This is a genomic window from Arcanobacterium sp. (ex Cirak et al. 2026), assembly GCF_053585065.1.
This window is the reverse complement of the sequence record NZ_JBQJCE010000005.1, coordinates 24,295-50,395: the sequence shown is the minus strand read 5'-3', so window position 1 is coordinate 50,395 and position 26,101 is coordinate 24,295. Positions and strand designations below refer to the sequence as shown.

The window sequence follows — 26,101 nt, the reverse complement described above, 5'->3', positions numbered from 1 at the left end:
CTGCATGCGTATGAAGAACACGGGATTTAACGACAGCTGGCCCACAAAAAATCCTCCTAGGATTTCAGACGCGGTTGTTCTCCACGAGCCCCATCAAGATGACGAATCGTGGATCCTTCAAGCTGGTAGTCGGCGTTATATCCGGATCCAACCTGAACTTGCGCGACTCATTCAGTCGCTCACTGGAGAGCGCAGCATTGAAGAGCTTTCTAGAACTCTAGGCGGGGTGTGGACTCCAGCCAATATCGAAGCTGCACTCGAGAAGCTTCACGGAATGAATCTGTTGTACACAGGGGAATCAAAAAGGAATAGCCGGCGCTTTCGATTCGAGGGACTCCACCGAATTCAGTTTACTCTTCTAGAAACTCCCCAGTTGTTTGAGAAGTTGAGGCCCTTTGCGAGATCGGTGGTATCCAAGCCAAGTCAAATTATCTGGGCAACCATTTGCGCGGTTGGTGTTCTCGCATTGCTCGGAAACTTCCAAACATTAATTGATGCAGTCGCGACTCCTGTTGCTTTTCGAACTTACCTTATTGTTGGACTCGCATCCTTGTCTATTATGTTCTTACATGAGTTTGCGCATGGACTAGTTCTTACTGGATTCGGAGGATACCCCAACAGCGTCGGACTCATGCTTTTCTACTTTACTCCAGCTTTTTATTGCGACATCAGTGATGGTTGGCGGCTTAGGAATAATAATCGACGCGTCGCTGTCGCATTGGCAGGGATTATCTTTCAGCTCGGTGTTGCTGGTATATCGTGCATCATAGCGCTCTTTCCCATTAGCTATGAAGTGTCTAAGGGTCTCCTCTTATTTGCAACGCTGAACTACGTTTCGTGCATAGTTAATGCGCTCCCGTTTATCAAGCTTGACGGCTATCTAGCTCTGATGACTTATCTAGACCGCCCATTCTTGCGAGAGAACTCTATGAAGCTCGCACGTACCTGGCTCTCTCGAGTATTCTTTGGTATTAGAAGACCTCAAACCGACTTCGAACCAAAGGTTATACTGTTCGGATTGCTCTCCATGATGACGCCGATAGTTATTGTAGCTACTCTCATAGTGTCTCTTTCGGAGGCCATTAAGGGTCTTGGTGTTATTGCAAAATGGGGCACCCTATTTGTCGTGGCAGGATTCGTCGTTTTCATCGGGCGAGCCATCTTTAGGCTTTATAAGAATTCTAGGAATGACGGTATTTCGTCGATTCGTACATTAGTCAGTTGTGTAGTTGCATTGGTGTCTTCAGTTGTGGCGGGGTTCCTCGTGCCTGTCCCGCAAAACATCGAAGCCGGCTATGTTGTGAGCGGAGACGAATTATACCTAGTTTCAATAACTCCGATTGAGGAGGTTCATCCCGGAAGTGCGGTTATCCTACACTCTCGCGGGCTTGTGACATCGTTTGATCAAGGGACCGCACAGATCACCAGCTGTGGAGAAAGGCTCTCTGCGCCGTTAAATGCCATTATGCCAATTAAAGTGGACAGTCTAGAACTGCCCCTCTTTGGATGCGCAATGAAACATTCCTCAGGATATTTGGAAAATGCAGGAGCTGCGACTGTGCTTAATCCACCTATATCTATTTGGCAATGGCTAGGTCATAAACTATCCACCAGATAGCTCACACGAACTTTTAGAGAAAGGTCGACCATGCGAGTTGAGTACCAGTTCTACTGTCCCCCAGGGACTCTCTTCTATGACAAGGTTGAGGTAGGAGAAGTAGAGCCTTTTTCTCTTGAATATCCCGAGTCGTGGGACACTATTGAACTTCCTGATTGGACAACCTATCTTCCGCCATCTCCAGAACTCCCAAATCAAGGGTGGAAAATTCATATTTCGGCTACTCTCGACAATGCCAAGGGTACCCTGAAGAAAGTGGCAGATTATTGCTTCGCCGAGAACGTGGCGTTCAAACATACTCCTAGTGCAAACGCATTGTTCATGAAGAACAGCAAGTACGGTGACCGTGGAGGCAGCGGAAAGTTCATTACGGTTTTCCCTAAGTCCGACGCAGATACGCACAAGATTCTCAAAGATCTTGAGGCATTGATCGGCGGACGGTCAGGACCGTATATCCTTTCTGACTTGCGATGGAAGCAGGGACCTATCTATGTTCGATATGGAGGATTCAAAATGGAATTGGGGCCTTATCCAGACGGGACTCTGGGTCCTTGTCTGCGCAATTCGTCAGGCGACCTTATTCCAGACATTCGTAAACCTGGCGCCTATGTTCCCGATTGGATTGACGTACCAGATTTTCTTGAGGAGGCAGTTCTTAGCAGAAAATCAGGGGTCATAAAGAACTTCCCGTACCGCGTTACAAAAGCTCTGCACTTTTCCAACGGTGGAGGAGTTTATAAAGGTGAACATCTTGAGACTGGTCGTGCTGTTCTTCTCAAGGAGGCCCGTCCGTTTGCTGGTCTTGATAACTCCGGAGTCGATGCTCATACGCGCCTAAAACAGGAACGTAATGCGTTAGAAGCACTCAATGGTCTCGCAGGAATTCCCCGCTTGCTCGAGTATCGAAAAGGTTTTGAGCACTATTTTCTCGTTCGCGAATTTGTTGATGGCGATTCTCTGACCTCACTGATTTACAAGAACAATCCTCTTGTCTTTGGGAATTCTCAAACTTTTGATTCCTATACCCAATGGGCTCTTGATATTTGCGTAAAGACGGAGGCGCTGATTCGTAGAATTCACTCACGCGGAATCGTGTTTGGGGATCTGCACCCGAACAATGTTCTTGTGGATAAAAAAGGAGAAGTGTCGTTAATCGATTTCGAAACTTCTTCAACTGACACAGAGAACTTCGTACAGAAGATGGCAGCTCCTGGTTTTGGAGCGCCCGATGGTATTTCTGGATTTGACGTTGATTGGTATGCCTTTGGTGAACTCTGCCTTAGCGTATTTGTTCCGCTCACACAGCTTGTCTCGTGGCATAAAGGTCCTGACAGATTACTGACATATGCGATTGACGTATTCAAGCTTCCTAAAGAGTTTACAGACAGAGTTCGCGGTTTTCTAGCTTCTCCTCATCGCGTCTTAGAAGCGGTAGAAGAGAAAGGTGTCGGTTCAACGACCACAGCACTCTCTGTTGAATCCCTCGAGGAACACGACAGGTGGGATCTCGACCGAATCATTGAAGCTATTGAATGGTCTTCCACACCCGACCGGAATGACCGACTGTTCCCGGGAGACATTATCCAGTTTGCAGAACCTGGAGGGGGAATGTCGTTCGTTTCGGGAGCTGCAGGAGTGCTGTGGGGACTCAAACGGCTCGGTAGAGTAAACCAGGAATACACAGAGTGGTTCGCACAGCGTTTAGAACGATCACTCGAGACTTCGGTCAATTTTGCGAAAGGGATTGCTGGACTATTCTACGCTTCGGAAGATCTGGGAGCTATAGATCTTCAACGATTTGATATTGAGAACATGATCGGTCGAACTATAGATTCAACTGAGATTTCACTTGCCTCGGGAGCAGCAGGTGTTGGCCTAACGCTCTTGCGGCACCATACCCGCGGGGGAAGTTATGTAACAACAAGTCAGATCCGTACAGTCGCTGATTTTCTGGAGTTACAGGTTGATAAAGTACCTGAGGAAAAGAGCAGAACTGGGTATTGGCAGGGGTGGACGGGCCCAGCCCTTTTCTTCCTGAGGATGTACCAATCGACAAATGACAAGAGATATCTGAATCTGGCTTATCGAGCGTTGAATCGAGATATCACTCGGTTGAAAGCGACACAGGAGCACGTACCTGCAAGTTCGTCTCACCAAGTTCCTATTGATACGTCGGTGGCGCGAGGAACTGCGGGAATGTGGCTTGTTGGAAAGCAATTAGGACAAGCTGCGACCGTTATGAGTGATCTGGAAGGTGATCTTCAGTGGCTTTCTGAGATGTCAGCAAATGCTCCAGTAGTTGCTGGTCCGAGTATTCTCTTCGGCTTGTCTGGCTCTTTACTCGCAAGTGAGCATTGCCATGAGGTTCGGAGAAATTGTCGTTCGGTCGCACTTGATCTGTTTCGCGTCAAGGTAGGCGATTACCAGTCTTATGTTGGTGAAGAGTTCTTGCGCCTCTCTATGGATTTCGGAACAGGCGCTACGGGAGTTGCCTTAGCGATCAAGGACAGACAGGAAGGAACATCAGAATCACTTCCTTTTCTAAGTAAAGACGAGTTTTTCGGAGAACACGATGGATAGCTGCATGACGGAATTAGAATTCCCTGAAAATGTCCTGGAACTGTGGAAGCACGCCGGTGGGGTCATGCAACTGCAAAGTCTTTACAGTAGCGAAGGGTCGAGAGCGTACGATTTAGCGACCAGCACAGATTACAGTGAGATTCGTGAAATGGTCACAACCGTATCAAGATCGTCAGGTGAAATCCTAGAACTTGCTGCTGGTGCTGGCCGACTTACATTACCCCTAGCTACGTTGGGTCGCCGGATCACTGCCCTGGACTTGTCGAGTGAAATGCTGACCATGTTACGTGACAAGACATCTCGACTTCCGGAGTCGTTGCGACGAAACATTGAATCAGTCGAAGCTGATATGACAGCTTTCAAACTTTCCCAGGAATTCGGAACTATTATCATCGCCGCTACTTCGATCACCCTCCTTGACGCTCCAGCACGACAGGAACTTTACAAACGTGTCAATGAACATCTATCTGATGATGGAGTTTTTGTTGTCACGGTCGCGAAGGGTCTAGACAACACACAACCCCATGTTGTTGAAACGCACGTGACCCCTACCAATAATGACGAAATGACGTTTATCGTCAGTTATAAACCTGCAGAAGGATATCGGGATGTCTTCATGGTACACCGGCGCGTCACTTCAGTAGAACCACTACGAGTTTTCCATTCCAGAGTGCAGCTCTTTACCCTCGCGGATCTCAGCAGTGAGCTGGAAGAATCAGGGTTTCACATTATCTCAAACGAGCCCGTTGACTCGGGAAATAACAATTATCAGTCAGTGGTGGTTTCAGCCCGTCGAATCCAGCACTAATTCTCATAGAACGGAGCTTAACAATGTATGCACTAGTAGCAATTGGGCCGAACTGTGATTCCAGCATTGCAGATAACCCAAAAAGGTTTGTGAAGCTGTGTGAAGTAAAGTTTGGAAATATTCCTGTGCGATTTGGAGTATCGAACATCGCTAAGCCTTCCTTTGATCCCCAGTCTGAAAGAGATCGGGATTTTGTTCTAGTGAGGGTGACTGCGTTTTCCTGCAATTATCGCGATAAGGGACTGCTCCTTTTTAACCTAGAAAGTAATCCCGACTCCATAATCCCATTTGGTTCTGAATTTTCAGGAACTATTGTGTCTGTCGGAGCCGGAGTTGAGGATTTCCACATCGGAGATCGTGTGATGCCCGAGAGTGCCTACCCTGAAGGCCCAGCAGAAGGCATCTCTCCAGGAGTTGCAACGAATTTTGCGTCTCAGGGATGGTTGCGGTTGCATCACGGGAAACTTACGAAAGTTCCTGATTCTATGGATGATCTTGTTGCCGCAAGTTTCACATTAGGGGCGCAAACTGCAATGGGAATGATTCGGCGCTCCGGAATCCTACACGAGGGTGGCAGGCCCGTGGTTTTTAGTAGCAGATCGGCAACATCCCTATTCGTAACCAAGTTTCTAGCAAATCACGGTTTTAAACCTGTTTGCCTAACAACTTCAGATTGGACACCAGAGGAAAGAAGGCTTATCGAGCCAGCTACTCTCATAAAGATCGATCGAGACAATCCGACTCGAGCATTGGAAGGATTGAGCTTCACTCACGTATTTGACCCATTTGTCGATATGAATCTTCCACTGGGGGCCGAGATTCTAGAGTTGGGTGGCACCTACACGACGTGCGGATTCTTGAACCAACATCCAGAATTGTATGGCGAGTCGACCAAGAAGCTAGGACTCGGTGTTCAGGTCGGGTTGCAGAACGTCATCATCAAGAATTTACGAATTCAGGGAAATTGCCTCGGCTTTCGCTCAGACCTTGAACGAGCTCTCAATATAGCGACAATTCATGGAGCTCCATTCCCTGTTGAACGCGAGTTTTCTTTTGCCGATATTGAAGGATTCATCAATGAGAGTTTCTTCGACAGATCGAAGCTTGGAAAAGTCGTCATGCGAATGCGTCAGCCTGAGCCAGCTGAGTAGTATCTTGAGGTACTGAGTGAGGTCTGTACAGATGATCACTCGTCGCAGGTAGTAGTCTCATCATGAGTGCGCTAGGAGCGGGTAGTTGGTACTGTGATTATGGAACTGTGGTATTGCTAGCTTCCGGGTATTCCGTACCGCAGCGGGGATCTTAACTATTGGTGACTGGCTGAGCTTGTGTGGGGTGTTGCCGTATATCGTAGTCACCGAGTTCGACGCATTGGCCAGTGCTGGATCTGCTAACGAGTGACGTCCTATCCATTAGCCGACCCATGTCATCTAGGTTAAAATGCGGTTGACCTTTAAGGGCGCTATAACTAGTCTGAAGGATACCAATCTGCGTCTCGATGTTTGATCTGGGGTTCCTGAATCTCCGCTCTTCACTTTTGAGCGGTGCAACTACTCGTTGACGCTCTCAAATAGTTCCTCTACTTTGCATTCCAAGACGGTTGCGATTTTCATCAGGACGTCCATGCGCACGGGTTCGTTTTTGCCGAGTTTGGCGAGTGAGTTACTGCTGATTCCTGCTGCTTCGCGGAGTTGGACTTTGTTCATGTTCTTGTCAATGAGGATCTTCCAGAGTTTGTTGTATCGGATTTTCATGGGCGTTCCTTTCGACTCCACTTTTCACCGAAGAGAGCTTGTTCATTATTGTCGAGCTTGAGTACCATCGTGGCCGTGAGAATAGCTTGAGCCTCGGGTGTGCATTCGCTGGTTTTGTCTACGGAGATGAAGATCTGTTTCTCGATTTGACCGTTGTAGACGCACACAAGGTTGGACAGGTCGGGTCTGGGCATTGAATCGAATACAATCGAGTCGTGAGCGACTGCGGGTAGCACTGTGTTTTGCATGACCGCGATGTCGTAGATGACCATGCTGCGATGGTTTGTTCCCGTGCCTCTATCCTTCGGTGTCTCAAAGGTATAGCTGTTGTAGGCGTTGAGTGTGATTTTGGGAGCGTTGTATTCACCGCCGGTAATTTCATCGTTGATTAGCTCCATCTGGGTATTGATGGCAATCTCAATATCGGTGAGGACGTTCTCGATTTGTTCGTGGTAGCGATTGCTGGCTTGCTTCTTCTCGTTCTGGAGGCGGTTGCGGGTGTCAAATGCCTCATTCTCGTCTTTGAGCTTATTGATCCTGCGATCCAGAGACGTGTAGGCATCGAGGAACTCGTCTGTGAAAGCTTTCGATGTCGGGATCGAGTCCATGTATGAAAAGAGGTCGCGTTCGGCTACTTCAAATTCCTCGATTTGTCGCTCGACCTCGATTTTGGCTTCCTCGAGCTCTTCGCTGAGGATGGTCTGGATCTTGGTGTGGAATTTTTCAATGTCGACGAGTTTTTCGAGGTAGGCGTTAGGGAAGAACTCGTGGAGTGCGGCTAGGTCGGCTTCTGTGGGGTATGCGCCATGGCGGAGGTTGAGATCCAATAGGTGGAGCTCGTCCTTCTTAGCCTTGATTGCGCGTCGTATGTCAGTCAGCTGGAGTTTGAGGGTATTGCGTTCATTAGCGTTTTCAACTTCGGCAGGATCAACTGAGGTTTCAGCGGATTGGGCGAGTTTGTTCCGTTCGTGTTCGAGCTTGGCAATCTCGACGATGTTTGCCTTGTATTTAGTGAGCCCGTCGACAGTAGAGGGGATGAACTCGTAGCGGCGAGCCGCACAGAAAGCACTTATCCGTTCATCGGCGTTTTGGAGTTGGTTCTTAAACTCTTCGATGGATTTATAGTACTCGAACAAAGCGATTAGGATGTTGATCGCGTCGCGTTGGGATTCTTCACCGCTCCGTGTTTGGAGGGGTTTGAGTTCGTTGTGGTTGGTCTTGCCGTAGATGCGGAAGAAGCGACTGAGTGTGTTACGGAAGGACACTCCTGGCAGATCCATCCCGTATTGCTGGGCGAGCCAGGTGGTGAACTGCCTAATCTCCCATGGCTGCGCGATGATGTTTCGGTTTTCGTTAACGACAAGCACTGTCTTTGCATCATCAGAACGCTGGGTGAAGCGATATTCGATGCCGCCGAATTGGAATGTGAAGTAGATGGTGTGGGCGTCGAGTTCTTTAACAGCGTCACTGTCAACGTAGGAGTTGCCGCCAAAGACAAAGTCGATGATGAGCATCATAGTGGATTTGCCGATGGATCCTGCTTCTCCTTTGATCGAGCCAAGGATTGTATTGAGCCCCATGTGAAACGTGATGGGTGGGCGTGGCTGGCCATCAACCTTAAACAGGTCACAACTGATTTCTTTCAGCATCGGTATAGAATCCCTTCATCGCTGAGTTCGATGCGTCCGAGAGCGTACAGGCAGTCCAGTGCATCGATCAGCTTGATCGGATCGGTCCGGGCTGGAACCAGGTGGAATGCTACTTGCTTGGGTGTCATCGGCTCATCGAGAAGCCTCAAGATCTCAGGCAGTAGCGGCAGTGCTGTGGCTTGGTAGGAGAACAATTTGTTAGGAAGCAGCATCGAACACCTCGCATGACTGGACAAAGCAGGACACCACGTAGGCGCAGTAACGCTGGTCTTGTTTCGTGATCTGGCTCAGCCGATCAGTGAGGTCGCTGTGGATGCGCATTTTGGGGTAACCCTTGTCGATGAGTTTGCGCGCCAAGGCTTTGATTTGTGCACGCAACAGCGTGTCGTCGAAGGTTTTCAAACGGACTTCTTCTTGCATCTGCTGTTCGATAAACCTGTAGAAGCGGGTAACATGCGTCACGACTTCGTCGTAGATGAAGAAGTCCGTGTGTTCGTCAATCTTGTCCTTGACCGCGACTGGTTCGAACTCCAGCGGCTCGAAGTCGGTGTACTTGGCATTGCCGAGCTTTTCTATGACTTTGGTGATGCCGCGTTCAATATCGGCGGTAGAGAGAAGTTGCCGGGCGTCTGCGCTGCGAGCTTGGACATCCTTGTTCATTTTGAGAGCGCGAGCCTCGGCCTTCTTATGGCCCAAAGCATAGGCTTGGAAGCATGCCGGACACAGCGCAATCAAATTTGCGTAGTCACGCGAGTTCCCGTCAATCCTGGTGATCTCATAGAACGGGACGCTCACGCTATTTGCCGAGTGGGTGTGCAGGTGCTGGCCACATCCGTTGCGAGAACAGGTATGTTTACATTCGTGAATCGTACGTATCTGGCCGACGGTGAATATCTTGTTCGTATCACGTCTGCAGAACATACGGATTTGCTTGAAGATGCTCTTGCTTCGCCAGCGTTCTCGACGTACCTCGGGAGAAAAGCGTTTAATGCTGAATTCCCGTTTTATCTTGGGCGGGGAAGCGCGGATGTATTCGAGCAAATTCCTGTTTTGCAAAGAGACGCATCTGGAAAATCCAGCCAAAACTCTACTGTGGTGTTAGCGATAAAACTTGGGAAGTTCTACCCTGCTTCTGGAATGCGGAGCAAAATTCAGCTACCTGTCATTGCGTCTGATGAGGTACGACTTCGCCGTATTTCAGAATTATTAGAGATTCGGCGGCGCCCGATTGAGCAGTAGTTTTGGTTGCGTAAACTAACGTCACTGCGATGTGTAAATCGGGACAGTGAGCGGCAACTCACTGTCCCGATTTGCGCTTACCCCAGTCAATGCTGTTAAGATTGTTGACGCTGGTTCTCAGCACGCGAGTGTAGCTTAATGGTAAAGCCTCTGCCTTCCAAGCAGATGACGCGAGTTCGATTCTCGTCACTCGCTCTGTTTTGTTCGCCTCAGGCGCGCAGAACACCGGGATATAGCGCAGGTTGGTAGCGCGTCCGCTTTGGGAGCGGAAGGTCGTGGGTTCAAATCCCGCTATCCCGACAATCTGAAAAGCCCGGTATTCCGCTGAAAAGGAGATGCTGGGCTTTTTGTATCGCCACCTGGGAAGAGTCCATCGCCTGGTTGGCCGATCTTACTGGGTGGAATCACCGCTACAAGAACTTCCTTGCTGAAAAACCCGCCGACCAAACGGGAAGATCATCGATACTCACCGCCAGCTCATTGAGGCTCGAAATTCACTGCATCAAGCCCAAACACAGATCAACCAATGGGGCACCGGCATCAACTGGACCGACCTACACCGCAGCGTCCAATAGAACGAAACCTACTAAACCCCAGCAACACATTTTGTCCTATAAGCCTTTTCTTTTCCGCCCCAGACTTGCGAAAAAATGTTTTGTGACGCCGATTGCGGCGGTGATTGCGCTGTGTGTCATGCCGGTTGATTCGACACGTTCTCGGAATTGTGGCGTGAGTTCTGTAATTGCTGACATGTTCACCTCCTTTTCATTTTGGCTATCTCTTCTTACTCACATCGACTAATTAGCTTTACCGTTTTGGTATGTCAAGTCAATTTTGGAAAAAGCTTTTCTCAAAACGAAAAATGTGGTGGTGTGTCCAACATGAATACAATGGATTGGCTGGAAAAAGTTACAGCAACACACAGGTCTAAACTGTCGATTAATTCGATAGCAACAGGTTCAAAAATTCCCCAGGCAACGCTAAACAGGCGAATAAAAGCCGGGACGCTAGATGCTGAAATGGTTATTGCCATCAGCCGCGCGTATAACTATGACGTTATCGAGGCATTTTTAGAGCTTGGTATTCTCACAGAGAGAGATCTCTGCTCCAAGGAGATAAAAGCAACGATTCGAGACGCTACCGATAAGGAACTGGCTGATGAGATTATGCGACGTATGAGACGCGGCGGCGGGGAAGTTTTCGATAGGTCGATCAACACCCCAGACGACGGCGAGGAAGGCGCATAAAAAAGAAAGAATCCCCTATGACACTAGACCAGCTTTTCAAGCCCGCCACGTCATAGGGGATACAAACATGATAGATAAAACCGGCAGGCACCGATGCCGCCTACTCACACGCACAACACACAATATTTCTTGATCCGTGTATCGAGTCAATACCACGACATTTGCGGGCAACTCTCGCGCATGAGCTTGGGCACGCTTTCTATGGGCATGACGGGTCGCAACATGAAGACGGTGAGCGTTTGGCAGATTCTTTCGCTGCGTGCGTCCTTGTCTCTCCGTCCGAGTATGTGATTGCGGAACAACTCCATGACGGAAACAGACACAACATTGCCGCTGATTTAGATGTGCCGGTGTGGATTATTGATGCATACCGCGCCACCCTTTAAAAAGACACGCGCATACGCGAACAAAAAAACGAGGGGCACCCAAAACAGGTGCCCCTGACAACAACAAAAACTAGCGGGAGAAAACCACATTCTCATGCTTGAAATCAATAGCCTGAACCTCAAGCGTGACATCCTTCGGATCAGCAAAAGCATACCCTTTAACCCACGTGATCGACTTCCCCGGCAACACCGACGTTGATGGCGGTAAATCAAGGCCGTTAGCAAGATCTAAAACTTGGCTAGCCTCCTGACCACCCGATGATGCCACAACGTTAAACGTCGCTGGTTTCACCGGCTTATCCGTACCATTCTTCAACGTGATCTGAATCTTGTGGGGCGTGCCTTTCTCGGCACCCGACGCGAACTTGCCAGGCTTAAACTTCCCCAAATCCTTCACCGTAATAGCCAAACCATCCGGATAAGTCACAGTCTCCCCCAGCTTCGGCGTCTTGTTTACTTCAGACGATGAAGACTCAGACGCCGACGCGGAAACAGACGCCGACTCGGAAACAGACGGCGACGAACCTTGCGAGGACACACTAGCCTGCTGCTTATCGCACGCAGAAACCGAAAAAGCTAAACCAACAATGCTCATAAGAGCTAAAAATTTCTTTCCCATGGCACAATGATCACCTCGGGGGGGAAAGTCAAATTGTTGACAGGAATAATCTAAGAAAAACACAAACCCCGACAAACACACCAGACCACACACAACACCAGCATCAACGTTGACTTACCAGAAGGGAATTTAGTTTAGTTTGCGCGAGAAACCCCAGGAACCGAGCACAACAACAAGCCACACCCGGCTCCCGTATCAATATTAATCCTGCGCGCTCCGCGTTTTACTGCCAGATCTGTTCGCGCACCACGATCAGGCCGATTAGCCTGCCACGCATCGACGGTCTGCACACTCCACCCATACTTCACACCATTCCCGCTACCCACAACCACATCAGGCTCAGGCAGGCGCCCGTCACAAAATACCCAACCCACTCGACACTATCGGCGAAGAAAACCAAGACACAGATGAATAATCAGAAAAATTTCAGGAGTTTCTGGGGGTAATTATGGTCGAGCGTAAGGGGAAGTTGTTCCGTGTGGGATATCACCGGCGTGGAGAGAGTGAATCTTCCAGGCATTGGCTTGCCTTGAATGATCCTGATGCCGGCAAGCCTATGTTGACGAACGAGAAACTCGCGAGTTTTGCTAGAGAACGCGCGAACGAGTACGTCGCTGGTCGTGACGGTGCTCAAGGCAAGTAAGACACGGTTTAGGACGTACCTATGGCAGGGGAGGATTATGGTGGAGGGGTGTTGATCATGAGTGCTGGTTTCGTGTGGAGTGTGGCCAAGATGAACAGTGCTAATGGTTTTGAGGTCCACGATAAGTCGGCCATGATTGGCAGGTGCCGGGTTTTAGATCTGATGGGCACAGTGTGGGTCATGTGGATCCAACACCGTTGTGGCAGGTGTAGCCTTTCTGGCTCCAAACGGAGGGGAACTCAAGTCCCAGATTGCCGTCGTCGATACGATTAAAATGGCTGTATCCTAAAACACACTTTTCAATGAAGCAGAGTGATGATCTTGATGACTCTTTCATCCGCACCAACAGTGGATTACCCCGTGCTCTTCGCGTTCGAAACTGGACAATGGTGGGACTATGCGATGCTGATCGTCGTTACCGCCGCACTTGCTGTCACCGCGTGGCTTGCGCAAAGAAATAAGTGGGTCGTATTGGCGGTTTTTGTGATTGCCCCTATCCTTCTCACAATTTTCTGGTGGCCCTACTCAACTCAAGGAACTGGTTCGGCCGGTTGGTTCCCGATTGTAAAACAGTATTCGGCTCTCGCTGGATCTCTGTGTTTGGTGGCGTTGCAGTACTCGCAAAAGCTTCGTCGAAACCAGTGGTACCTCCTCATCCCGCCCGCGATCCTGGCGATTAACATCCTCGAAGCTGTCGTCCGCGACTTTCAATGTGCATCGATCCATAACCTTCACCCCGAAACTGGCCTGGCCACGTGGGGAGGGCCGTGGAACTATATGAATGGGATCGCCGGCATTCTTAACCTTCTTGCGATCTCGGGTTGGGTTGGAATTTTCGTCGCGAACAACAAATCCAAAGCTATTATGTGGGGAGATCTCACCCTGGGCTGGATCATTGCTTACGACCTGTGGAACTTCGCCTATGTTTACAACTGCCTCTCTGATCGTGCATGGTATTCAGGGCTTGCGTTGCTCGCGTCATGCACTATCCCTGCGCTATTCCCGAAGTTGCGCGGTTCGTGGATCCAGTTCCGAGCTTACACGCTGACATTGTGGTCGGCGGTGGTTCTGACTTTCCCGCATTTCATGCACGATTCAATGTTTGCTCACAGATCATCGCATAACACCTCCGCGCTTTTCCTTTTCTCGTTCGTGGCACTGATCGCCAACATTGTGGTGTTCGGTTATCACGTTTATCGCCTTTCGGTGCTCAAACGGAACCCGTTCAAAGTTGAGATTTACTCAGACACTCCAGACTACATCCGTATGGTTCGCAAGAATGCTTCCGACGAGGATAAGAATCTTATCGCCGCGCGCCTAGGAACCACCCCGGAGCGGCTGGGTTATCGCAAACCGTCCAAGCGCCGACGGGGGATGCGCCCGAAGTACTAGTGCGGTTATCCCAATCCGATCATATGTAAGAGAGGCGACGCCGAATCACCGGCGTCGCCTCTCTTACGCTACTCGATTATTTCGTCTTTCCCCAGCCTTTGAGATAGGTTTTTTCCTTCTTCTGGCGGATCTGCTCATCCCAAGAGAACTTTGGTTCTTCCCAGTCGGTGAAGTAGTCCTCGTCCACAATATCTGCCCATGGAGTACCCGGCCCTGTGGGCGGCCAGTTTGGATTGTCCGTTACTGGTTCACGGATCTCTTTGACTGCAGGGTTTTGCCGTCCGAAACGCATCCACTGCGTGTAGGTTTCCTCGAAGAGTGGTGTGCCGTCCCATCGTCCTGCTGGTGTGCCAGTCTTAAACCAGCGCCCACCGAGCACTCCACGCATGAACTTACCGCTGTATTGCTGCTTCTTTTTAAATTCTACTGTTCGTTTGACGTACAAATTCTGCAAGTGGGTCATCACTCCACCGATGAGCTCAATATTGAGCCAGTTGACTGCGCCGATGAACTTGTTGTCTGGTTCAAAACCGATTCGCCAGTGGTTGATCAAGCGGCAACGTTCGCCCTTGAGCGGCACAAAGTAGAAGCACCAGGCTGCCGCGAAATGCTTCATGAAGGGGAAGCGGAATGCGTAGGCTCCCGGAGCTGCTGGCGGGTTCTTCGTATCGACCCACTGGACGAGGTACTTGCCGGGCACCACGTCGGCCCATTCCATTGACATGCCGTGATAGTCGAAAGCAGCTACGTCGCCGGGCATCATCGAATCGGGTTGCTGGAACTCTTCTTGAATTTCATAGGAATTGAAGAACGGTAGCCGTGCAAAAACTCGCTCTAAAAATTCTGAGCTGAACGAACCTGACTTGTCGCAACCAATCTGCTTGAAAATGCGGTAGACAGCGTAAGCCGGGGCATCGATGTCGATGGCGTATGTGGAGGAATAACCGTTGCGATAATTCGCGTCGATCAAATCATCCGCGGGGTAGACCCACTCTTGCTCTTCTTTCGTTGCTTTGCCGCTGAGCTGGCTGAAGGCAACCAATGTGGAGAGACCGGCTAGGGCGGCGGTACCTCCCAGGGTCATGAATGTCGATTTCTTCATATGTGAGACTCCTTCGTCGACGTCTGACAATGTTGTGACGTTAGTCTCCATTGTCTCAGTTTTTCGTCGCTAATATTTAAGGAGAAAGTCCCAAAAATTATTGCTTTTCACGTGTGTAACGGTGCATTTGTGGAAGCGTGCATGAAATCATGAAATAAGGAAACGCTATGTCTTCACTTTTCCTCTGGGAAATCGGAACACCAGCAGTTTATGTATTCTGGGTGGTCGTATTGATTGCTCAGATCGCAATCGCAGAAATCAACCGACGTTGGAACTGGACGATCTTTGCGCTCTGGACTGTCGGTGGTGTCGCGGTGATGCCGTACGTGATTACGCACGGCGTGCCCATGGTGGGGTGGTTCCCCTTCGGAAAGTTCGTCATTATGATTGCCACGGCAACAATGACAGGTTACCTACTCGTCCTGGGCAAGCGAAATCCAGTGAAAGCTCGCAAATACGCGCTGTGGATGGGAGTGGCGTTATGGCTGGGTTTAGCAATCAACATCATGGAAGCAAACATCCGTGACATCACGATTTTCTTCGAAGCTGACAAGTACTATGCGTGCGGTGCCGATCCGCAATGTCTACAGGCGATCAATGATGCGCGGTCAATCGATGTGCTCAATGGATTGCCCGAATCGCGCGGGATCACTGCGCCACTTCATTCGCCTGAATGGTACCAAGCGCTCGCATCGAACTTTGCAGCTAACCACGTCGGCGTCGACCCGGCAACAGGTTTCCGAACGATCGGAGGGCACTGGAATCTTCTCTCTGCAGCAGCTGGTCTACTCAATATCATCACAATCACTGGCCTAGGGAAGATCTTCGTCACTTCTGAATCGAAAGCTGTGACACCGGACGGGAAGACGCAGGTTCGCGGTCTGATCTGGGTCGACATGGTGTGGCCATGGGTCATCGCATACGATTTGTGGAACCATGCATTCCTTTACAACGCACTTGCCGATTACACGTGGTACTGTACTTTCGCTTTGTTACTCGCCTGCACGATTCCCGCTTTCACGTGGGCAAAGGGGCAGTGGATCTGGTTTAGATGCTTTACGCTGATGTTCTGGATTGCGGCCAACAACTTGCTCCCGGAAATGCTTGTCAAGCCGAGCGAGATGACGAACTTCGCGACAATGAATCCAGTAGCAAATATTGTCTGTTCCTGGGCAGCTCTGATCTTTAACATTGGTTTGTTCGTTTACTGGCTTTACAAGATCGTCAGCAAGAAGCGTCACCCGCTCACAGGCTGCCTCTACTACGAGCTGGGCGAATTCCGTACGATTGTGCGTCAACATGCCGACGCAGAAACAGCACAGTGGATCACGCAAGAGATTCCTGAAACGCCGCAAGAGCTTGGTTTTATTGACCGGTAGCGTCTCATCAGCTGTGCGTGATACTGACCGACGTCGTCGCGAACGTAACGAGAATCGGTGGGGGAAATGCAAAGTGAACGTGGTGAGTAACATTGCTAGCAGTATCCGCAAAGCTACGGTAATGGTTTATTATGGAACAGTATGCGTGTAATTACCGCGCCTTAGACCAACTCGGTCGCGGCAAGATCGCGTCGAGAAGAAAAGCAATGGACGAGAAGTCCCCAACATACTGAGTGGAGTTAATCCGTGAAGAATTCCGTTGAGTTCCTCAGCGCCACTCGCGCCAACGTGACCATCGAGGTCCCGGTGGACGAGTTTGTGCCCGCCTACGAGAAGAGCGTGAAGGAGGCCGGTAAACAGATCACGATCCCCGGTTTCCGCAAGGGGAAGGCCCCGCGTCGCGTCCTCGAGGCTAACCTCGATAAGCACTACCTGATTGACCAGACCATCAACGACAATCTGGACAAGTACTACCAGACCGCGATGAACGAGCTCGGTATTGCTCCGATGGGTCAGCCTGAAGTGGAACTCGATTCGCATCCAGAGATGACCGGCAAACCGGATGACACCCCACTGCGCGTTTTGATCAACGTTGTGGTGCGCCCGGAGATTATCATGCCAAACCCGGCAGATGTGACCCTTACCCTTGGCTCGACCGAAGTCTCCGATGAGGATCTCGAGAAGGAGCTCACCGATCTTCGCCAGCGTTTCGCATCGCTGAAGGACGTTGATCGTGCGGCTCAGGAAGGTGACTTCGTCAACATCGATATGGTGGCGACCATCAACGGCGAGGAAATTGACGACGTCTCGGGCGTTTCTTATCAGATCGGCGATGGATCGATGCTGAACGGCCAGGATGAAGCTCTCACTGGCGCCAAGGCTGGCGATGTCGTTGAGTTCACAGCGACGATGAAGGGCGGCGAGCACGAAGGCGAAGAAGGTGACGTGAAGATCACCGTCCACTCCGTCAAGGAGCAGGAGCTTCCGGCTGCTGACGACGATTTTGCTCAGATGGCTTCTGAGTTCGACACTATCGATGAGCTCAAGAAGGATCTTGCTGAGACTGCAAAGACCAACAAGGCTGAAGCTCAGATCGTTGAGATCCAGACCAAGCTGCTCGAAAAGCTCATTGAAGCGTCCGATTTTGAGCTTCCGGAAGGTGTTGTGGATTCCGAGATTGCAAACCACCTTCAGCAAGAAGGTAAGTCTGCGGACGATGCACACGCTGAGGAGATCCGCGAGGACGTTGAAAGCGCTCTGCGTACCCAGCTGCTCCTGGACGAGTACGCTGAAGCATTTGGCGTGACTGTTGAACAGGATGAGCTCTTGAACTTCCTCATTCAGCAGGCTCAGGCGTACGGTATGGATCCGAACCAGTTCATCCAGGCTGCAGTTCAAACTAACCAGATCAATATCTTCGCTGGGGAAGTTGCCCGTAACAAAGCTCTTCTCACTGCGCTTCGTTTCGCCAACATCGTCGACGACAAGGGCGAGAAGTTCGATGTTGCTGAGGTAATCGGTGAGCGTGACGAGAAGGAGAAGGATTTCGACTTCACCGCGCAGAAGCCTACTCGCAAGGTTTCACCTCAGGTTGGAAAGTCGGAAAAAGCTGAGAAGAAGGCCGACAAGCCTGCTAAGGCTGAAAAGGCTGCAGCTGGTGACTTCGATCCGGCCGACCACAAGGTGGACGAGGTGCTCGAATACCTTGAGTCCGCAGACGAGGCCGAGAAGGCTCGTGTCATCAAGGCTGAAGAAGCTGGCAAGGGTCGCAAGACCATTCTTGCCAAAGCCTGAGAGAATTGCGTGAAAGTCTAAGCGACATCACAATTCGCTAACAGTGGAGGGAAGGAGGAATCCTTCCCTCCACTCGTTATACTCGGGGAAGTAATCATTCTTAAAAGGAGGAAACGTGAGCGTTCCAACCAACGCCGGCGAAGGTCCTCAGGGCGCATTTGGCCTTGGAGATTCGATTTATAACCGGCTCCTCAAAGAGCGCATTATCTGGCTCGGATCAGAGGTGACTGATCAGTCAGCTAACGTGATCTGCGCACAACTTCTGTTGCTGTCTGCTGAGGATCCGGAAAAGGATATTTATCTCTACATCAACTCTCCCGGTGGATCGGTGACTGCTGGTATGGCGATTTACGACACCATGCAGTACGTCAAGCCTGATGTCGCCACAGTTGGCATGGGTATGGCTGCGTCGATGGGGCAATTCCTGCTCACAGCAGGCGCCAAAGGAAAGCGTTACATCACACCACACACGCGCGTTCTCATGCATCAGCCACTGGGCGGGGTGGGAGGCACAGCCACCGAAATCCGCATCAACGCTGATCTGATCTTGCAGATGAAGCAGGAGCTTTCCCAGCTCAATGCGAACCACACGGGCCACACGCTCGAAGAAATTCTCAACGATTCGGATCGTGACCACTGGTTTACCGCCAAGGAAGCCTTAGAATACGGATTTGTTGACCACATTATTGAATCGTCCACCTCAGTGATTGGTGGCGGCGGTGTGGCTGAGAGCCACGGCGATCAGGGCGAGAACTGAGAGGGGAGAGGATGAACTACACAATGGCGAATACTGGTGTATCACTTCCCGGTGGCATGGCTCCGGCAATGCCAACATCGCGCTATATTCTTCCGAACTTTGAAGAGCGTACTCCCTACGGTTACAAGCGTCAGGATCCATACGCAAAACTCTTTGAAGATCGCATTATCTTCCTCGGTGTGCAGGTGGACGACGCTTCTGCCGATGACATCATGGCGCAGCTTCTGGTGCTCGAATCTCTCGATCCAGAAGCCCCGATCACGATGTATATCAACTCGCCCGGGGGGTCGTTTACAGCACTGACCGCGATTTACGACACCATGCAGTATATTAAGCCGCAGATTCAGACGGTCTGCCTTGGTCAAGCTGCTTCGGCTGCTGCCGTGCTTTTGGCTGCTGGTTCACCGGGGCGTCGTCTTGCTCTTCCGAATGCTCGTATCCTCATTCATGAGCCAGCGATGCAGGGGGCTCAAGGCCAGGCATCGGATCTTGAGATCATCGCAGACGAAGTCGATCGCATGAATCGTTGGATCATCGATACGATTGCTGCGCATACTGGGCAGGATCCCCAGCAGGTCAAGAAGGACGTCTCGCGTGACAAGATCCTTACTGCTCAGCAGGCGAAGGAATATGGTCTCGTTGACCAAGTTCTTGTCTCTCGTAAGGCGACCCCGGAGCAACTTCCGAGGGTCTGATGAAAACACGGCAGTGAAGGCTGAAGGCGGGGCACGACCCCGCCTTCACCATATCGAGGCAGACTGGGGGATCTAGTGAACATTGCACTACCTGGTTTAATCAGCCGTGAAATTCGCCTTAACATTAATCCCAACAATGATCAGTATGAAACCGTACCGCGCTCATCAGGCTGCTTATCATCCGTGTGCTCGGTAAAACGGTAAAAGGCACTGAAGCTGGTTATCAACCGGGTACTGTTCAGGTCTACTCACGACCGATCTCAACACTATGGCGCTTGAGAACATTCCAAATCTTCCACACTCCATAGACCCAATAGTTCTCTTGATAGATTTTACGGACACGAAAAAGCCGAGGTGGCTTTGAGTAACTCATTCGTATCGTGAAGTCCGTGAACTTCTCACCGTAACTGAGCGTTTTGCGTGATCGTTCTTCCTCAGCTCGATGGAACATACCTGAACTTTGAGCTCATTGAATCCGCTGACGAACCCTAGCCACGACAAGGACACTCCCAACTTCGGAGCCATCGTCTCACAAACAGAACACATCGATATGTCCTCAGTCAGGATGCGACCCTCGACAAGATAACTCACACGATCCTGTGCAGACTGATCACAACAGCCTTGATTATTGCGTCGCTATATCAGCAGGATGTTCAAGCCATTGAACGACGCTGCGCAATCGAGATAGCCGCAGCGGCTGCCAGGATGCTTAGCATCATCACCGGAAGAATACCCGAATCACCGGTGACCGGTAGAGTACCTGTGGTTACATCTGCAATCCGGATCTTCACGGTACCGTCTCTATCCGGTGTCGTTCCAGAAGAACGAGTCACCTCACCAGTAGTAGGGTCAAGCAAATCGACCAGAGCAGTGCTTGCACCGTTGACGCGTTTGAGAGTGTGCTTCTGCTTATCCGGTTCGTTCAGAAAGACGTGCTTCCCATCTGCCTGGGTCACAACCTCGATGAAAACTGGCCCCGGAAGCAGGTTGAAGCCGGTGGGCGCCTTGGTCTCGACGATTGCATAGTAGCCATCGCGAATCTCGAAGCGTCCATTCTCAAACGTGACTGGAGCTGACCTATTGATCAGTCCCGCAGCGTCGCTCGGGAAGAGTGAGAATTCAGCACCATTGAGCTCAGAGGACTTGTTCGAAGCATCGACCTTAATCAGCTTGAGATATGTCTTCGCTGGCGGAGTGACTGGTACACAAGCATCATTATTTTCTGGTCCATCAGCGTCATTACGCATCGTCACCAGATTGAATAGACCACCTGCGCTCGGTTCGCCAGCGCCGTCGGTCTTACAGATTCCTGCCTTAGTCCAGTCGACTCTGTTGAGATCCACAGCCTTGACTACCACTTCGACCTTATAAGTCGCATAGTTGTCTTGACCAGCTGGAGAGCCCTTGAGAATTGGCTGGAGTTCCGTAGAACCCTCGGGAATCTCGAAGTGTTGACCATTAATTTGACGGCCATCAAGCGAAACCTTCTCGACAGTAAAACCGGCAGGCACTGTCAACGAATCTTCAATCTTCGGATGCTTTGCTGCAACCGTACCTGAATTGGTTACCTTGACCTCATAGGTCACAGTAGCCCTTCCGTCAGGGCCGATTTGAATAGCCTTACCAGTCTTGCCTGCAGGGAAGCCTTGCACAGCCTTTTCGACTTTAAAATGTGGCTTCGCAGTGACCTTCTTATTGAGGACTTTGCAGTGGATGCGCGAGGCATTTGACAAGTCCGACAGCTTAAACCCGTACTTATCAATATTTTCAACCAGCACTTCAGGCTTACTTGGATGTGTTGTATCGACGCAGATTGCATTGGCATTCTGCGTACCCCGTTTAACGATATCCCATCCACCGCTAGGTTCTGGCCCCTTCAAAATGTTTTCTGAGATCGTGATCGTTCCATTTTTAAGGGTTGGTCGGGCGAGCTGAAGACGATATTCGAGCGTGGAATCATCCCCTGTATTCTTAGCAAGGGAGGATGCGGTAGTCGCATCGGCAAAGGTAAAGCCCCGAGCGAGTCCCGAGGCATCAAAATGCCAACCGGCGCCACCAGGACGAACTTCCCCGTCATCAACCTGAGTTTCTTTTTCCACAGTGATGGCAGCATGACAACCCGCCAGTGCAATGTCGCTCAGCACGCGAGCCAGATTGTCCTCATTTGTGCCATCAAATACGATCCAATCTTTCTTAGCGATCTCAGAGGCGGATACCACCGGAGTAGTCGTACCGTTTGGGCCGCTGATCGCAGTAAGGTTGCGTTGCGACAATGTTGGATCTGAAGCGCGTCCAACAATACCGCCTTGGCTGAATGAGCCAACACCTACCCCAACAATACGAGTACCTTGACCGCTTGCTTTCAGGCGGTTTGCGCTAAGGATTGCGTTTTCCACCATCGCAAAATCACCAGCATTACCAGGACCAGCCTGTCCTCTCTTAGCGGAACGTGTAGGGTTACCATCCGTCACCATCAAGACGACGTCATAACGATTCGAAGCGTTACTGCTTTCGTTGTGGCTGGCTGCGGATCTCAATGCAGCATCCCAATTCGTCGCGCCTTCGAACGAAAGCTTCTTCAAATTATCCTTAACTTTTTGAACACCAGCATCGTTCATTTCAATGGGATCTTCAATCTGATACCAACTGTTGCGGGAAAATAGTCCGCCGCTTGCGAGGTCACTCGCGAATGTTTTTAAAGCAAGCTTCGAGCCCGTGCCACGAAGACCCTCCGCGAGTCTACTAATACCGGCAATTGCGCTTTCCCGAGTGGACTTCCCGCCTTGGAAAAGTGGGCTGCCCATCGACCCTGAGGTATCAAGAATCACAGCAACATTAAGGCCACACTGATCCGGGAGTGCAGGATTATCCTTCCTGAACACAATTTGTCCTGAGGAGGAACGAGGATCATATACTCCTTCACTGCTCCATTTTGTGTATTGATTTTCCCAGGTAAACGTCATGAATCCGTCACCGCTATTTCCGTCACCAGATTTGATCGTCTGGCCTGCAGATAAAGCTGGCGTATAGTATGCATATTTGAAGGCGTGAGAGCTGCCACGCGCACCCAAGAATGAGGCCATATTGCCCCCAGAGAACCCAGAACGAAGTTCGTCAATTACGTTATAGCCATCGGGTGCAGTGGCCGGCCCGACCCAATAGTGTGAGCCCTGCCCCGATGTTGGAGCTGGTACTTCGAAAGTACAATACCCGTTTTGCTCGACTGTGCAACGAGCCCAATCTGCGTCAATCTTTGTTCCTGGGTTGCCCCACTGCCCCAAAGATCCTTCATTACCCCAGTAAGGGTCATATTCGATGGATGAATTATCATCACGGAATAGCTGTAAAGTTGCGCCTGAAATTGGTTGCACACCAAATTCAGAGGGCATCGATGCTGTTTTAACGCGAATCGTTGCAGTCGTTCCCACAAGACCGTCTTGAGATCCATTACCATGGCTTGTCCCGTTGAGCCAAACTGTGGCTCCTGGCATGATTCCATTTTGCGCATACCACTGCCGATTAGAACAAATCCAGGCACCTGGCCATGAGATAAGGGAAGTGAAATCAATTTGGATTACCTTATTACCTGACAGATGAGAGACTGGAATCGGTTCGCCGAATGAGAAAGTAAGATTTTGATAGGTACCATCGTTTGCACTTGTTGCCTTCACAACATGGTACATTTTGTCGCCGGAAGGTGAGATCGTCGATGCGGTTGCAGAGGTGATTTCGGGCATTCGGGTCGTATTAGACAGAGGCAGTCTCACGATTACCTTGTCAACATATTGTGTTCCCTCAGGTAAATTATCCGTAAGTCGGATCGGAAACGACCACTTATCATTGCACACGTAGGTCCAATTCATATCACCAGCGAGAAGCTGGTCAGGCGAGGCCGCAGCGCGATATGTCCGCGGTGCGGGGGATGAACCCTGATCGCTATTGGACACTTTAGTTAAATTCAGCGGAAGGACTGGATTATTCGAAAGACTGGTGAGACCAATCGGGGCAGTGCTTGCGTCAAGATTTTCGTCCGATCGGTTTACTGAGACGTCGCCGGGGGGGGGGTGAGGCTGTGCTAGAAACAGTTCCGCCAAGAAGCAAAGCAACAGAAAGAGCGAGAGCAAGAGTACTAGCTATCACGTGGCCGGTACGTCGCATCTTTGAGAGGTAAGAATTCCTCTCGAACGATTGCATTTTCATCGTTCCTTCCCGACGGTGGTCAGCATCAATGCGGCAAAAGATGTCGCCAGTATTCTCAGTGAATTTTTCATAGTATTTCACCGCTCTCAAGATTGGTGGGAATGTTCTTTGGTTGAGCCAAGCGAATCTGCTTGCATGACCATTAGGCCATTCTGACAACGAGGAGCACTACAGCAGACATCAGCGCAAACATCCACACTGCCAGTTCAGGGTACTTTGTTCGTTAAAGACTGCGGCTTTTTCGTCTTTCTCTCTTGTTAAGTGTACGTATCAAAAGTAACCAGAGATTTTGTGCGCACGAATTCAGGCGAACTCGTAATTATTTAGAATGAGTGTTGTGCAATCGATTTATACGCGTGGAATCGGTGGTACTTCGCAAGTATAGATACCTAACTCTAAACTATTCAATTCAGAAACAGCTATAAGCCTTTTTAAGAGACGGAAAATGCAAACCGAACCGGTCACACTGCGGGCTAACAACTCATCCACTGTCCTAAAGTTTGTCCATTCTTCTCATAGTCCTACGTGAGAAATGCTGTGAAACCCCTGCTCGTAGCTTCGTTACGCCCCGTGGAACGCGTCCGCTTGTTATGACACACTTTCCCCATACGTTTCGACATGCCACCAGCTTTCGCGGCCTGAGTGAAATCCATTCCCTCATTCAATAGCTGTACGTAATACTCACGCTTCGCAATACATATCGCTGAATGCGTTGGATACTGCACGCCCTGATACTCCCGCAACACTTGAAGACCTCTTTCCCGTCAGATGTTGCGAGCACCCCCCCCTAGAATCCGCCGGCTGAGTGCCGACGCCGGTGAGTGATTGCACTATCGACGTCGGCAAGAGTGTGCAGATGCGATCGAAAGTTACGCGTCGGGCGTGGCTGATAGAAATAATCCCTAACATGGTGTGAAATAGTGGGGACGAAGGGGAGGTTTCATGACACGTACGGCCGATGCCGCCGACACCCTCAAATGCTCGTTTTGTGCGAAGAGTCAGCGTCAGGTTCGCAAGCTGATCACGGGATCAGGGGTGTACATATGCAATGAGTGTATTGACCTCTGTAATGAGATCATCGCAGAGGAACTGGCGAATGATGCCCCCAAGCAGGGTGAGAAGCCACTCCCGAAGCCTCAAGAGATTTTCGAATTCCTCAACCAGTACGTCGTCGGGCAATTCGGCGCGAAACGTGCTCTGTCGGTGGCAGTCTACAACCATTACAAGCGTTTGCGTGCCCAAGATAAATTGCAGATGGCCGGCAAGAGTCTCGAACGCGACGACGTCGAAATCGGTAAGTCTAATATTTTGATGATTGGCCCTACTGGAACGGGCAAGACATACCTTGCGCAGTCTTTGGCGAAGATGCTTGACGTGCCGTTTGCCATCGCTGACGCCACTGCACTCACCGAGGCAGGGTATGTGGGCGAGGACGTCGAAAATATCCTCCTCAAAATCATTCAGGCGGCCGATAACGATGTTGCGCGTGCCGAGCGTGGCATTATCTACATCGATGAGATCGATAAGATTTCGCGAAAGAGTGAGAACCCATCGATCACGCGTGATGTTTCAGGTGAAGGTGTTCAACAGGCACTGCTGAAGATTATTGAAGGTACTGTGGCTTCGGTGCCCCCTCAGGGTGGGCGAAAGCATCCGCAGCAAGAATTTATCGACCTCGACACGTCCAATATTTTGTTTATTGTGGCAGGTGCGTTTGCTGGAATGGAAGATATTATCTCCTCGCGCACTGGGCGTCGCGGAATCGGTTTTGGTGCTGAACTTCACGACGCCGACCGCGGAGCGGAGGTCTTCCACGAGGTCACGCCAGAAGACCTGCACAAATTCGGTCTGATCCCTGAACTTGTGGGGCGTTTACCTGTGACAGCTGTCGTTGATCCTCTCGAAGAAGATGACCTCGTCCAGATTCTGACCACACCGAAGAATGCGCTTCTGAAGCAGTATCAGAAGATGTTTGAGATCGATGGTGTGAAACTCGAAATGACACCGGACGCTCTCAAAGCAATTGCACAAGAAGCAATGGAACGCGGAACTGGAGCACGAGGCTTGCGTTCGATTATGGAACAGGTGCTCGGCGAGCTCATGTTCGAGATTCCTTCGCGTGATGACGTTGAAAAAGTGGTCATCAATGCTGAAGTCCTTGCAGGTAAAGCTGAGCCCACTCTCGTGTTAGGCAATAGGGCGTCTGCGTCGGCATAGACCGGCGTGAGGTGAACACATA

At 50.5% G+C, this 26,101-nt stretch carries 23 protein-coding genes and 2 tRNA genes; 16 read left to right on the top strand and 9 right to left on the bottom strand.

Features of this window, described 5'->3' with window-relative positions; translation table 11 throughout:
- Nucleotides 1–4: 4 nt before the first annotated feature.
- The 4 genes from mpaP to ACTOVJ_RS03915 are packed head-to-tail and all read left to right on the top strand — an operon-like array spanning nucleotide 5 to nucleotide 6,157.
- Nucleotides 5–1,618 (top strand): daptide biosynthesis intramembrane metalloprotease, encoded by a 1,614-nt coding sequence (mpaP, locus tag ACTOVJ_RS03930; RefSeq protein WP_449504259.1) that lies wholly within the window; start codon nucleotides 5–7, stop codon nucleotides 1,616–1,618.
- 30 nt (nucleotides 1,619–1,648) lie between these two features.
- Entirely contained in the window at nucleotides 1,649–4,198 is a 2,550-nt protein-coding gene (gene lanKC, locus ACTOVJ_RS03925; RefSeq protein ID WP_449504258.1) for a class III lanthionine synthetase LanKC, read from the top strand.
- A 4-nt stretch (nucleotides 4,199–4,202) separates the two neighbouring features.
- A complete protein-coding gene (mpaM, locus tag ACTOVJ_RS03920; protein WP_449504257.1) occupies nucleotides 4,203–5,006 on the top strand; it encodes a daptide-type RiPP biosynthesis methyltransferase in 804 nt (267 codons plus the stop codon).
- Between the two features lie 23 nt (nucleotides 5,007–5,029).
- On the top strand, nucleotides 5,030–6,157 hold the full coding sequence (locus ACTOVJ_RS03915) for an alcohol dehydrogenase catalytic domain-containing protein (RefSeq protein ID WP_449504256.1): 1,128 nt from the start codon (nucleotides 5,030–5,032) through the stop codon (nucleotides 6,155–6,157).
- Nucleotides 6,158–6,556: 399 nt separating this feature from the next.
- Here ACTOVJ_RS03915 and ACTOVJ_RS03910 read toward each other — a convergent pair whose 3' ends face one another.
- Genes ACTOVJ_RS03910 through ACTOVJ_RS03895 form a run of 4 tightly spaced genes read right to left on the bottom strand, consistent with a single transcriptional unit; the run spans nucleotide 6,557 to nucleotide 9,204 of the window.
- Nucleotides 6,557–6,760: a helix-turn-helix domain-containing protein gene (locus ACTOVJ_RS03910; RefSeq protein WP_449504255.1), complete on the bottom strand. Its 204-nt coding sequence runs from the start codon at nucleotides 6,758–6,760 to the stop codon at nucleotides 6,557–6,559.
- The gene (locus ACTOVJ_RS03905; RefSeq protein WP_449504254.1) at nucleotides 6,757–8,409 is read right to left on the bottom strand and encodes a DUF2326 domain-containing protein; all 1,653 of its coding nucleotides are present in this window, start codon (nucleotides 8,407–8,409) and stop codon (nucleotides 6,757–6,759) included. Before ACTOVJ_RS03905 ends, ACTOVJ_RS03910 begins: the two co-directional genes overlap by 4 nt.
- Complete coding sequence (locus tag ACTOVJ_RS03900) at nucleotides 8,403–8,621, bottom strand: ABC-three component system middle component 7 (protein WP_449504633.1); 219 nt, start codon at nucleotides 8,619–8,621, stop codon at nucleotides 8,403–8,405. Before ACTOVJ_RS03900 ends, ACTOVJ_RS03905 begins: the two co-directional genes overlap by 7 nt.
- Nucleotides 8,608–9,204 carry an ABC-three component system protein gene (locus ACTOVJ_RS03895; protein WP_449504252.1) on the bottom strand — a complete coding sequence of 199 codons (597 nt, stop codon included), beginning with the start codon at nucleotides 9,202–9,204 and terminating at the stop codon, nucleotides 8,608–8,610. The genes ACTOVJ_RS03900 and ACTOVJ_RS03895 overlap by 14 nt, the downstream gene beginning before the upstream one ends.
- Before the next feature lie 54 nt (nucleotides 9,205–9,258).
- On the opposite strand from ACTOVJ_RS03895, the gene ACTOVJ_RS03890 reads away from it, so the two are divergent.
- The 3 genes from ACTOVJ_RS03890 (at nucleotide 9,259) to ACTOVJ_RS03880 (ending at nucleotide 9,948) form a co-directional block, all read left to right on the top strand.
- Complete coding sequence (locus tag ACTOVJ_RS03890) at nucleotides 9,259–9,648, top strand: Cas5 family CRISPR-associated protein (protein ID WP_449504251.1); 390 nt, start codon at nucleotides 9,259–9,261, stop codon at nucleotides 9,646–9,648.
- A gap of 124 nt (nucleotides 9,649–9,772) precedes the next feature.
- A tRNA-Gly gene (locus ACTOVJ_RS03885) sits at nucleotides 9,773–9,843 on the top strand.
- 31 nt (nucleotides 9,844–9,874) lie between these two features.
- Nucleotides 9,875–9,948 (top strand) — tRNA-Pro (locus tag ACTOVJ_RS03880).
- Between the two features lie 311 nt (nucleotides 9,949–10,259).
- Here ACTOVJ_RS03880 and ACTOVJ_RS03875 read toward each other — a convergent pair.
- The gene (locus ACTOVJ_RS03875) at nucleotides 10,260–10,400 is read right to left on the bottom strand and encodes a hypothetical protein (RefSeq protein WP_449504250.1); all 141 of its coding nucleotides are present in this window, start codon (nucleotides 10,398–10,400) and stop codon (nucleotides 10,260–10,262) included.
- Nucleotides 10,401–10,529: 129 nt separating this feature from the next.
- On the opposite strand from ACTOVJ_RS03875, the gene ACTOVJ_RS03870 reads away from it, so the two are divergent.
- Together ACTOVJ_RS03870 and ACTOVJ_RS03865 are read left to right on the top strand one after the other, a co-directional pair.
- Nucleotides 10,530–10,895: a hypothetical protein gene (locus ACTOVJ_RS03870; RefSeq protein ID WP_449504632.1), complete on the top strand. Its 366-nt coding sequence runs from the start codon at nucleotides 10,530–10,532 to the stop codon at nucleotides 10,893–10,895.
- A gap of 74 nt (nucleotides 10,896–10,969) precedes the next feature.
- Complete coding sequence (locus tag ACTOVJ_RS03865; protein WP_449504274.1) at nucleotides 10,970–11,281, top strand: ImmA/IrrE family metallo-endopeptidase; 312 nt, start codon at nucleotides 10,970–10,972, stop codon at nucleotides 11,279–11,281.
- Nucleotides 11,282–11,351: 70 nt separating this feature from the next.
- Here the strand turns inward: ACTOVJ_RS03865 and ACTOVJ_RS03860 are convergent, their stop codons facing one another.
- Together ACTOVJ_RS03860 and ACTOVJ_RS03855 are read right to left on the bottom strand one after the other, a co-directional pair.
- A complete protein-coding gene (locus tag ACTOVJ_RS03860; protein WP_449504248.1) occupies nucleotides 11,352–11,900 on the bottom strand; it encodes a hypothetical protein in 549 nt (182 codons plus the stop codon).
- A gap of 134 nt (nucleotides 11,901–12,034) precedes the next feature.
- Nucleotides 12,035–12,274 (bottom strand): hypothetical protein, encoded by a 240-nt coding sequence (locus tag ACTOVJ_RS03855; RefSeq protein WP_449504247.1) that lies wholly within the window; start codon nucleotides 12,272–12,274, stop codon nucleotides 12,035–12,037.
- A 74-nt stretch (nucleotides 12,275–12,348) separates the two neighbouring features.
- Between ACTOVJ_RS03855 and ACTOVJ_RS03850 the strand changes: the two genes are divergently transcribed.
- Together ACTOVJ_RS03850 and ACTOVJ_RS03845 are read left to right on the top strand one after the other, a co-directional pair.
- Nucleotides 12,349–12,543 (top strand): hypothetical protein, encoded by a 195-nt coding sequence (locus ACTOVJ_RS03850; RefSeq protein WP_449504246.1) that lies wholly within the window; start codon nucleotides 12,349–12,351, stop codon nucleotides 12,541–12,543.
- A 315-nt stretch (nucleotides 12,544–12,858) separates the two neighbouring features.
- The gene (locus ACTOVJ_RS03845) at nucleotides 12,859–13,935 is read left to right on the top strand and encodes a DUF5692 family protein (protein WP_449503298.1); all 1,077 of its coding nucleotides are present in this window, start codon (nucleotides 12,859–12,861) and stop codon (nucleotides 13,933–13,935) included.
- A gap of 76 nt (nucleotides 13,936–14,011) precedes the next feature.
- Here the strand turns inward: ACTOVJ_RS03845 and ACTOVJ_RS03840 are convergent, their stop codons facing one another.
- Nucleotides 14,012–15,037 (bottom strand): hypothetical protein, encoded by a 1,026-nt coding sequence (locus tag ACTOVJ_RS03840; RefSeq protein WP_449502526.1) that lies wholly within the window; start codon nucleotides 15,035–15,037, stop codon nucleotides 14,012–14,014.
- A gap of 167 nt (nucleotides 15,038–15,204) precedes the next feature.
- On the opposite strand from ACTOVJ_RS03840, the gene ACTOVJ_RS03835 reads away from it, so the two are divergent.
- From ACTOVJ_RS03835 to ACTOVJ_RS03820, 4 genes are all read left to right on the top strand, one after another.
- Nucleotides 15,205–16,416, top strand: a complete 1,212-nt coding sequence (locus ACTOVJ_RS03835) for a DUF5692 family protein (protein ID WP_449504245.1) — start codon at nucleotides 15,205–15,207, stop codon at nucleotides 16,414–16,416.
- A 246-nt stretch (nucleotides 16,417–16,662) separates the two neighbouring features.
- Nucleotides 16,663–18,210 (top strand): trigger factor, encoded by a 1,548-nt coding sequence (gene tig / locus ACTOVJ_RS03830; RefSeq protein WP_449504244.1) that lies wholly within the window; start codon nucleotides 16,663–16,665, stop codon nucleotides 18,208–18,210.
- Nucleotides 18,211–18,325: 115 nt separating this feature from the next.
- Nucleotides 18,326–18,967 carry an ATP-dependent Clp protease proteolytic subunit gene (locus ACTOVJ_RS03825; RefSeq protein WP_449502523.1) on the top strand — a complete coding sequence of 214 codons (642 nt, stop codon included), beginning with the start codon at nucleotides 18,326–18,328 and terminating at the stop codon, nucleotides 18,965–18,967.
- 11 nt (nucleotides 18,968–18,978) lie between these two features.
- Entirely contained in the window at nucleotides 18,979–19,662 is a 684-nt protein-coding gene (locus tag ACTOVJ_RS03820) for an ATP-dependent Clp protease proteolytic subunit (RefSeq protein WP_449502522.1), read from the top strand.
- A gap of 653 nt (nucleotides 19,663–20,315) precedes the next feature.
- Here the strand turns inward: ACTOVJ_RS03820 and ACTOVJ_RS03815 are convergent.
- On the bottom strand, nucleotides 20,316–23,609 hold the full coding sequence (locus tag ACTOVJ_RS03815) for a vWA domain-containing protein (RefSeq protein WP_449504243.1): 3,294 nt from the start codon (nucleotides 23,607–23,609) through the stop codon (nucleotides 20,316–20,318).
- A gap of 1,195 nt (nucleotides 23,610–24,804) precedes the next feature.
- On the opposite strand from ACTOVJ_RS03815, the gene clpX reads away from it, so the two are divergent.
- On the top strand, nucleotides 24,805–26,079 hold the full coding sequence (gene clpX / locus ACTOVJ_RS03810) for an ATP-dependent Clp protease ATP-binding subunit ClpX (RefSeq protein ID WP_449503293.1): 1,275 nt from the start codon (nucleotides 24,805–24,807) through the stop codon (nucleotides 26,077–26,079).
- Nucleotides 26,080–26,101 lie beyond the last annotated feature (22 nt).

Coding starts and splice junctions, on each gene's coding strand:
- mpaM (WP_449504257.1), top strand. CDS start 4,203: ATGACGGAATTAGAATTCCCTGAAAATGTCCTGGAACTGTGGAAGCAC.
- ACTOVJ_RS03900 (WP_449504633.1), bottom strand. CDS start 8,621: ATGCTGCTTCCTAACAAATTGTTCTCCTACCAAGCCACAGCACTGCCG.
- ACTOVJ_RS03840 (WP_449502526.1), bottom strand. CDS start 15,037: ATGAAGAAATCGACATTCATGACCCTGGGAGGTACCGCCGCCCTAGCC.
- ACTOVJ_RS03870 (WP_449504632.1), top strand. CDS start 10,530: ATGAATACAATGGATTGGCTGGAAAAAGTTACAGCAACACACAGGTCT.
- ACTOVJ_RS03835 (WP_449504245.1), top strand. CDS start 15,205: ATGTCTTCACTTTTCCTCTGGGAAATCGGAACACCAGCAGTTTATGTA.
- ACTOVJ_RS03890 (WP_449504251.1), top strand. CDS start 9,259: ATGTTTACATTCGTGAATCGTACGTATCTGGCCGACGGTGAATATCTT.
- ACTOVJ_RS03875 (WP_449504250.1), bottom strand. CDS start 10,400: ATGTCAGCAATTACAGAACTCACGCCACAATTCCGAGAACGTGTCGAA.
- ACTOVJ_RS03915 (WP_449504256.1), top strand. CDS start 5,030: ATGTATGCACTAGTAGCAATTGGGCCGAACTGTGATTCCAGCATTGCA.
- ACTOVJ_RS03910 (WP_449504255.1), bottom strand. CDS start 6,760: ATGAAAATCCGATACAACAAACTCTGGAAGATCCTCATTGACAAGAAC.
- ACTOVJ_RS03845 (WP_449503298.1), top strand. CDS start 12,859: ATGATCTTGATGACTCTTTCATCCGCACCAACAGTGGATTACCCCGTG.
- ACTOVJ_RS03850 (WP_449504246.1), top strand. CDS start 12,349: ATGGTCGAGCGTAAGGGGAAGTTGTTCCGTGTGGGATATCACCGGCGT.
- mpaP (WP_449504259.1), top strand. CDS start 5: ATGCGTATGAAGAACACGGGATTTAACGACAGCTGGCCCACAAAAAAT.
- clpX (WP_449503293.1), top strand. CDS start 24,805: ATGACACGTACGGCCGATGCCGCCGACACCCTCAAATGCTCGTTTTGT.
- ACTOVJ_RS03905 (WP_449504254.1), bottom strand. CDS start 8,409: ATGCTGAAAGAAATCAGTTGTGACCTGTTTAAGGTTGATGGCCAGCCA.
- ACTOVJ_RS03820 (WP_449502522.1), top strand. CDS start 18,979: ATGAACTACACAATGGCGAATACTGGTGTATCACTTCCCGGTGGCATG.
- ACTOVJ_RS03860 (WP_449504248.1), bottom strand. CDS start 11,900: ATGGGAAAGAAATTTTTAGCTCTTATGAGCATTGTTGGTTTAGCTTTT.
- lanKC (WP_449504258.1), top strand. CDS start 1,649: ATGCGAGTTGAGTACCAGTTCTACTGTCCCCCAGGGACTCTCTTCTAT.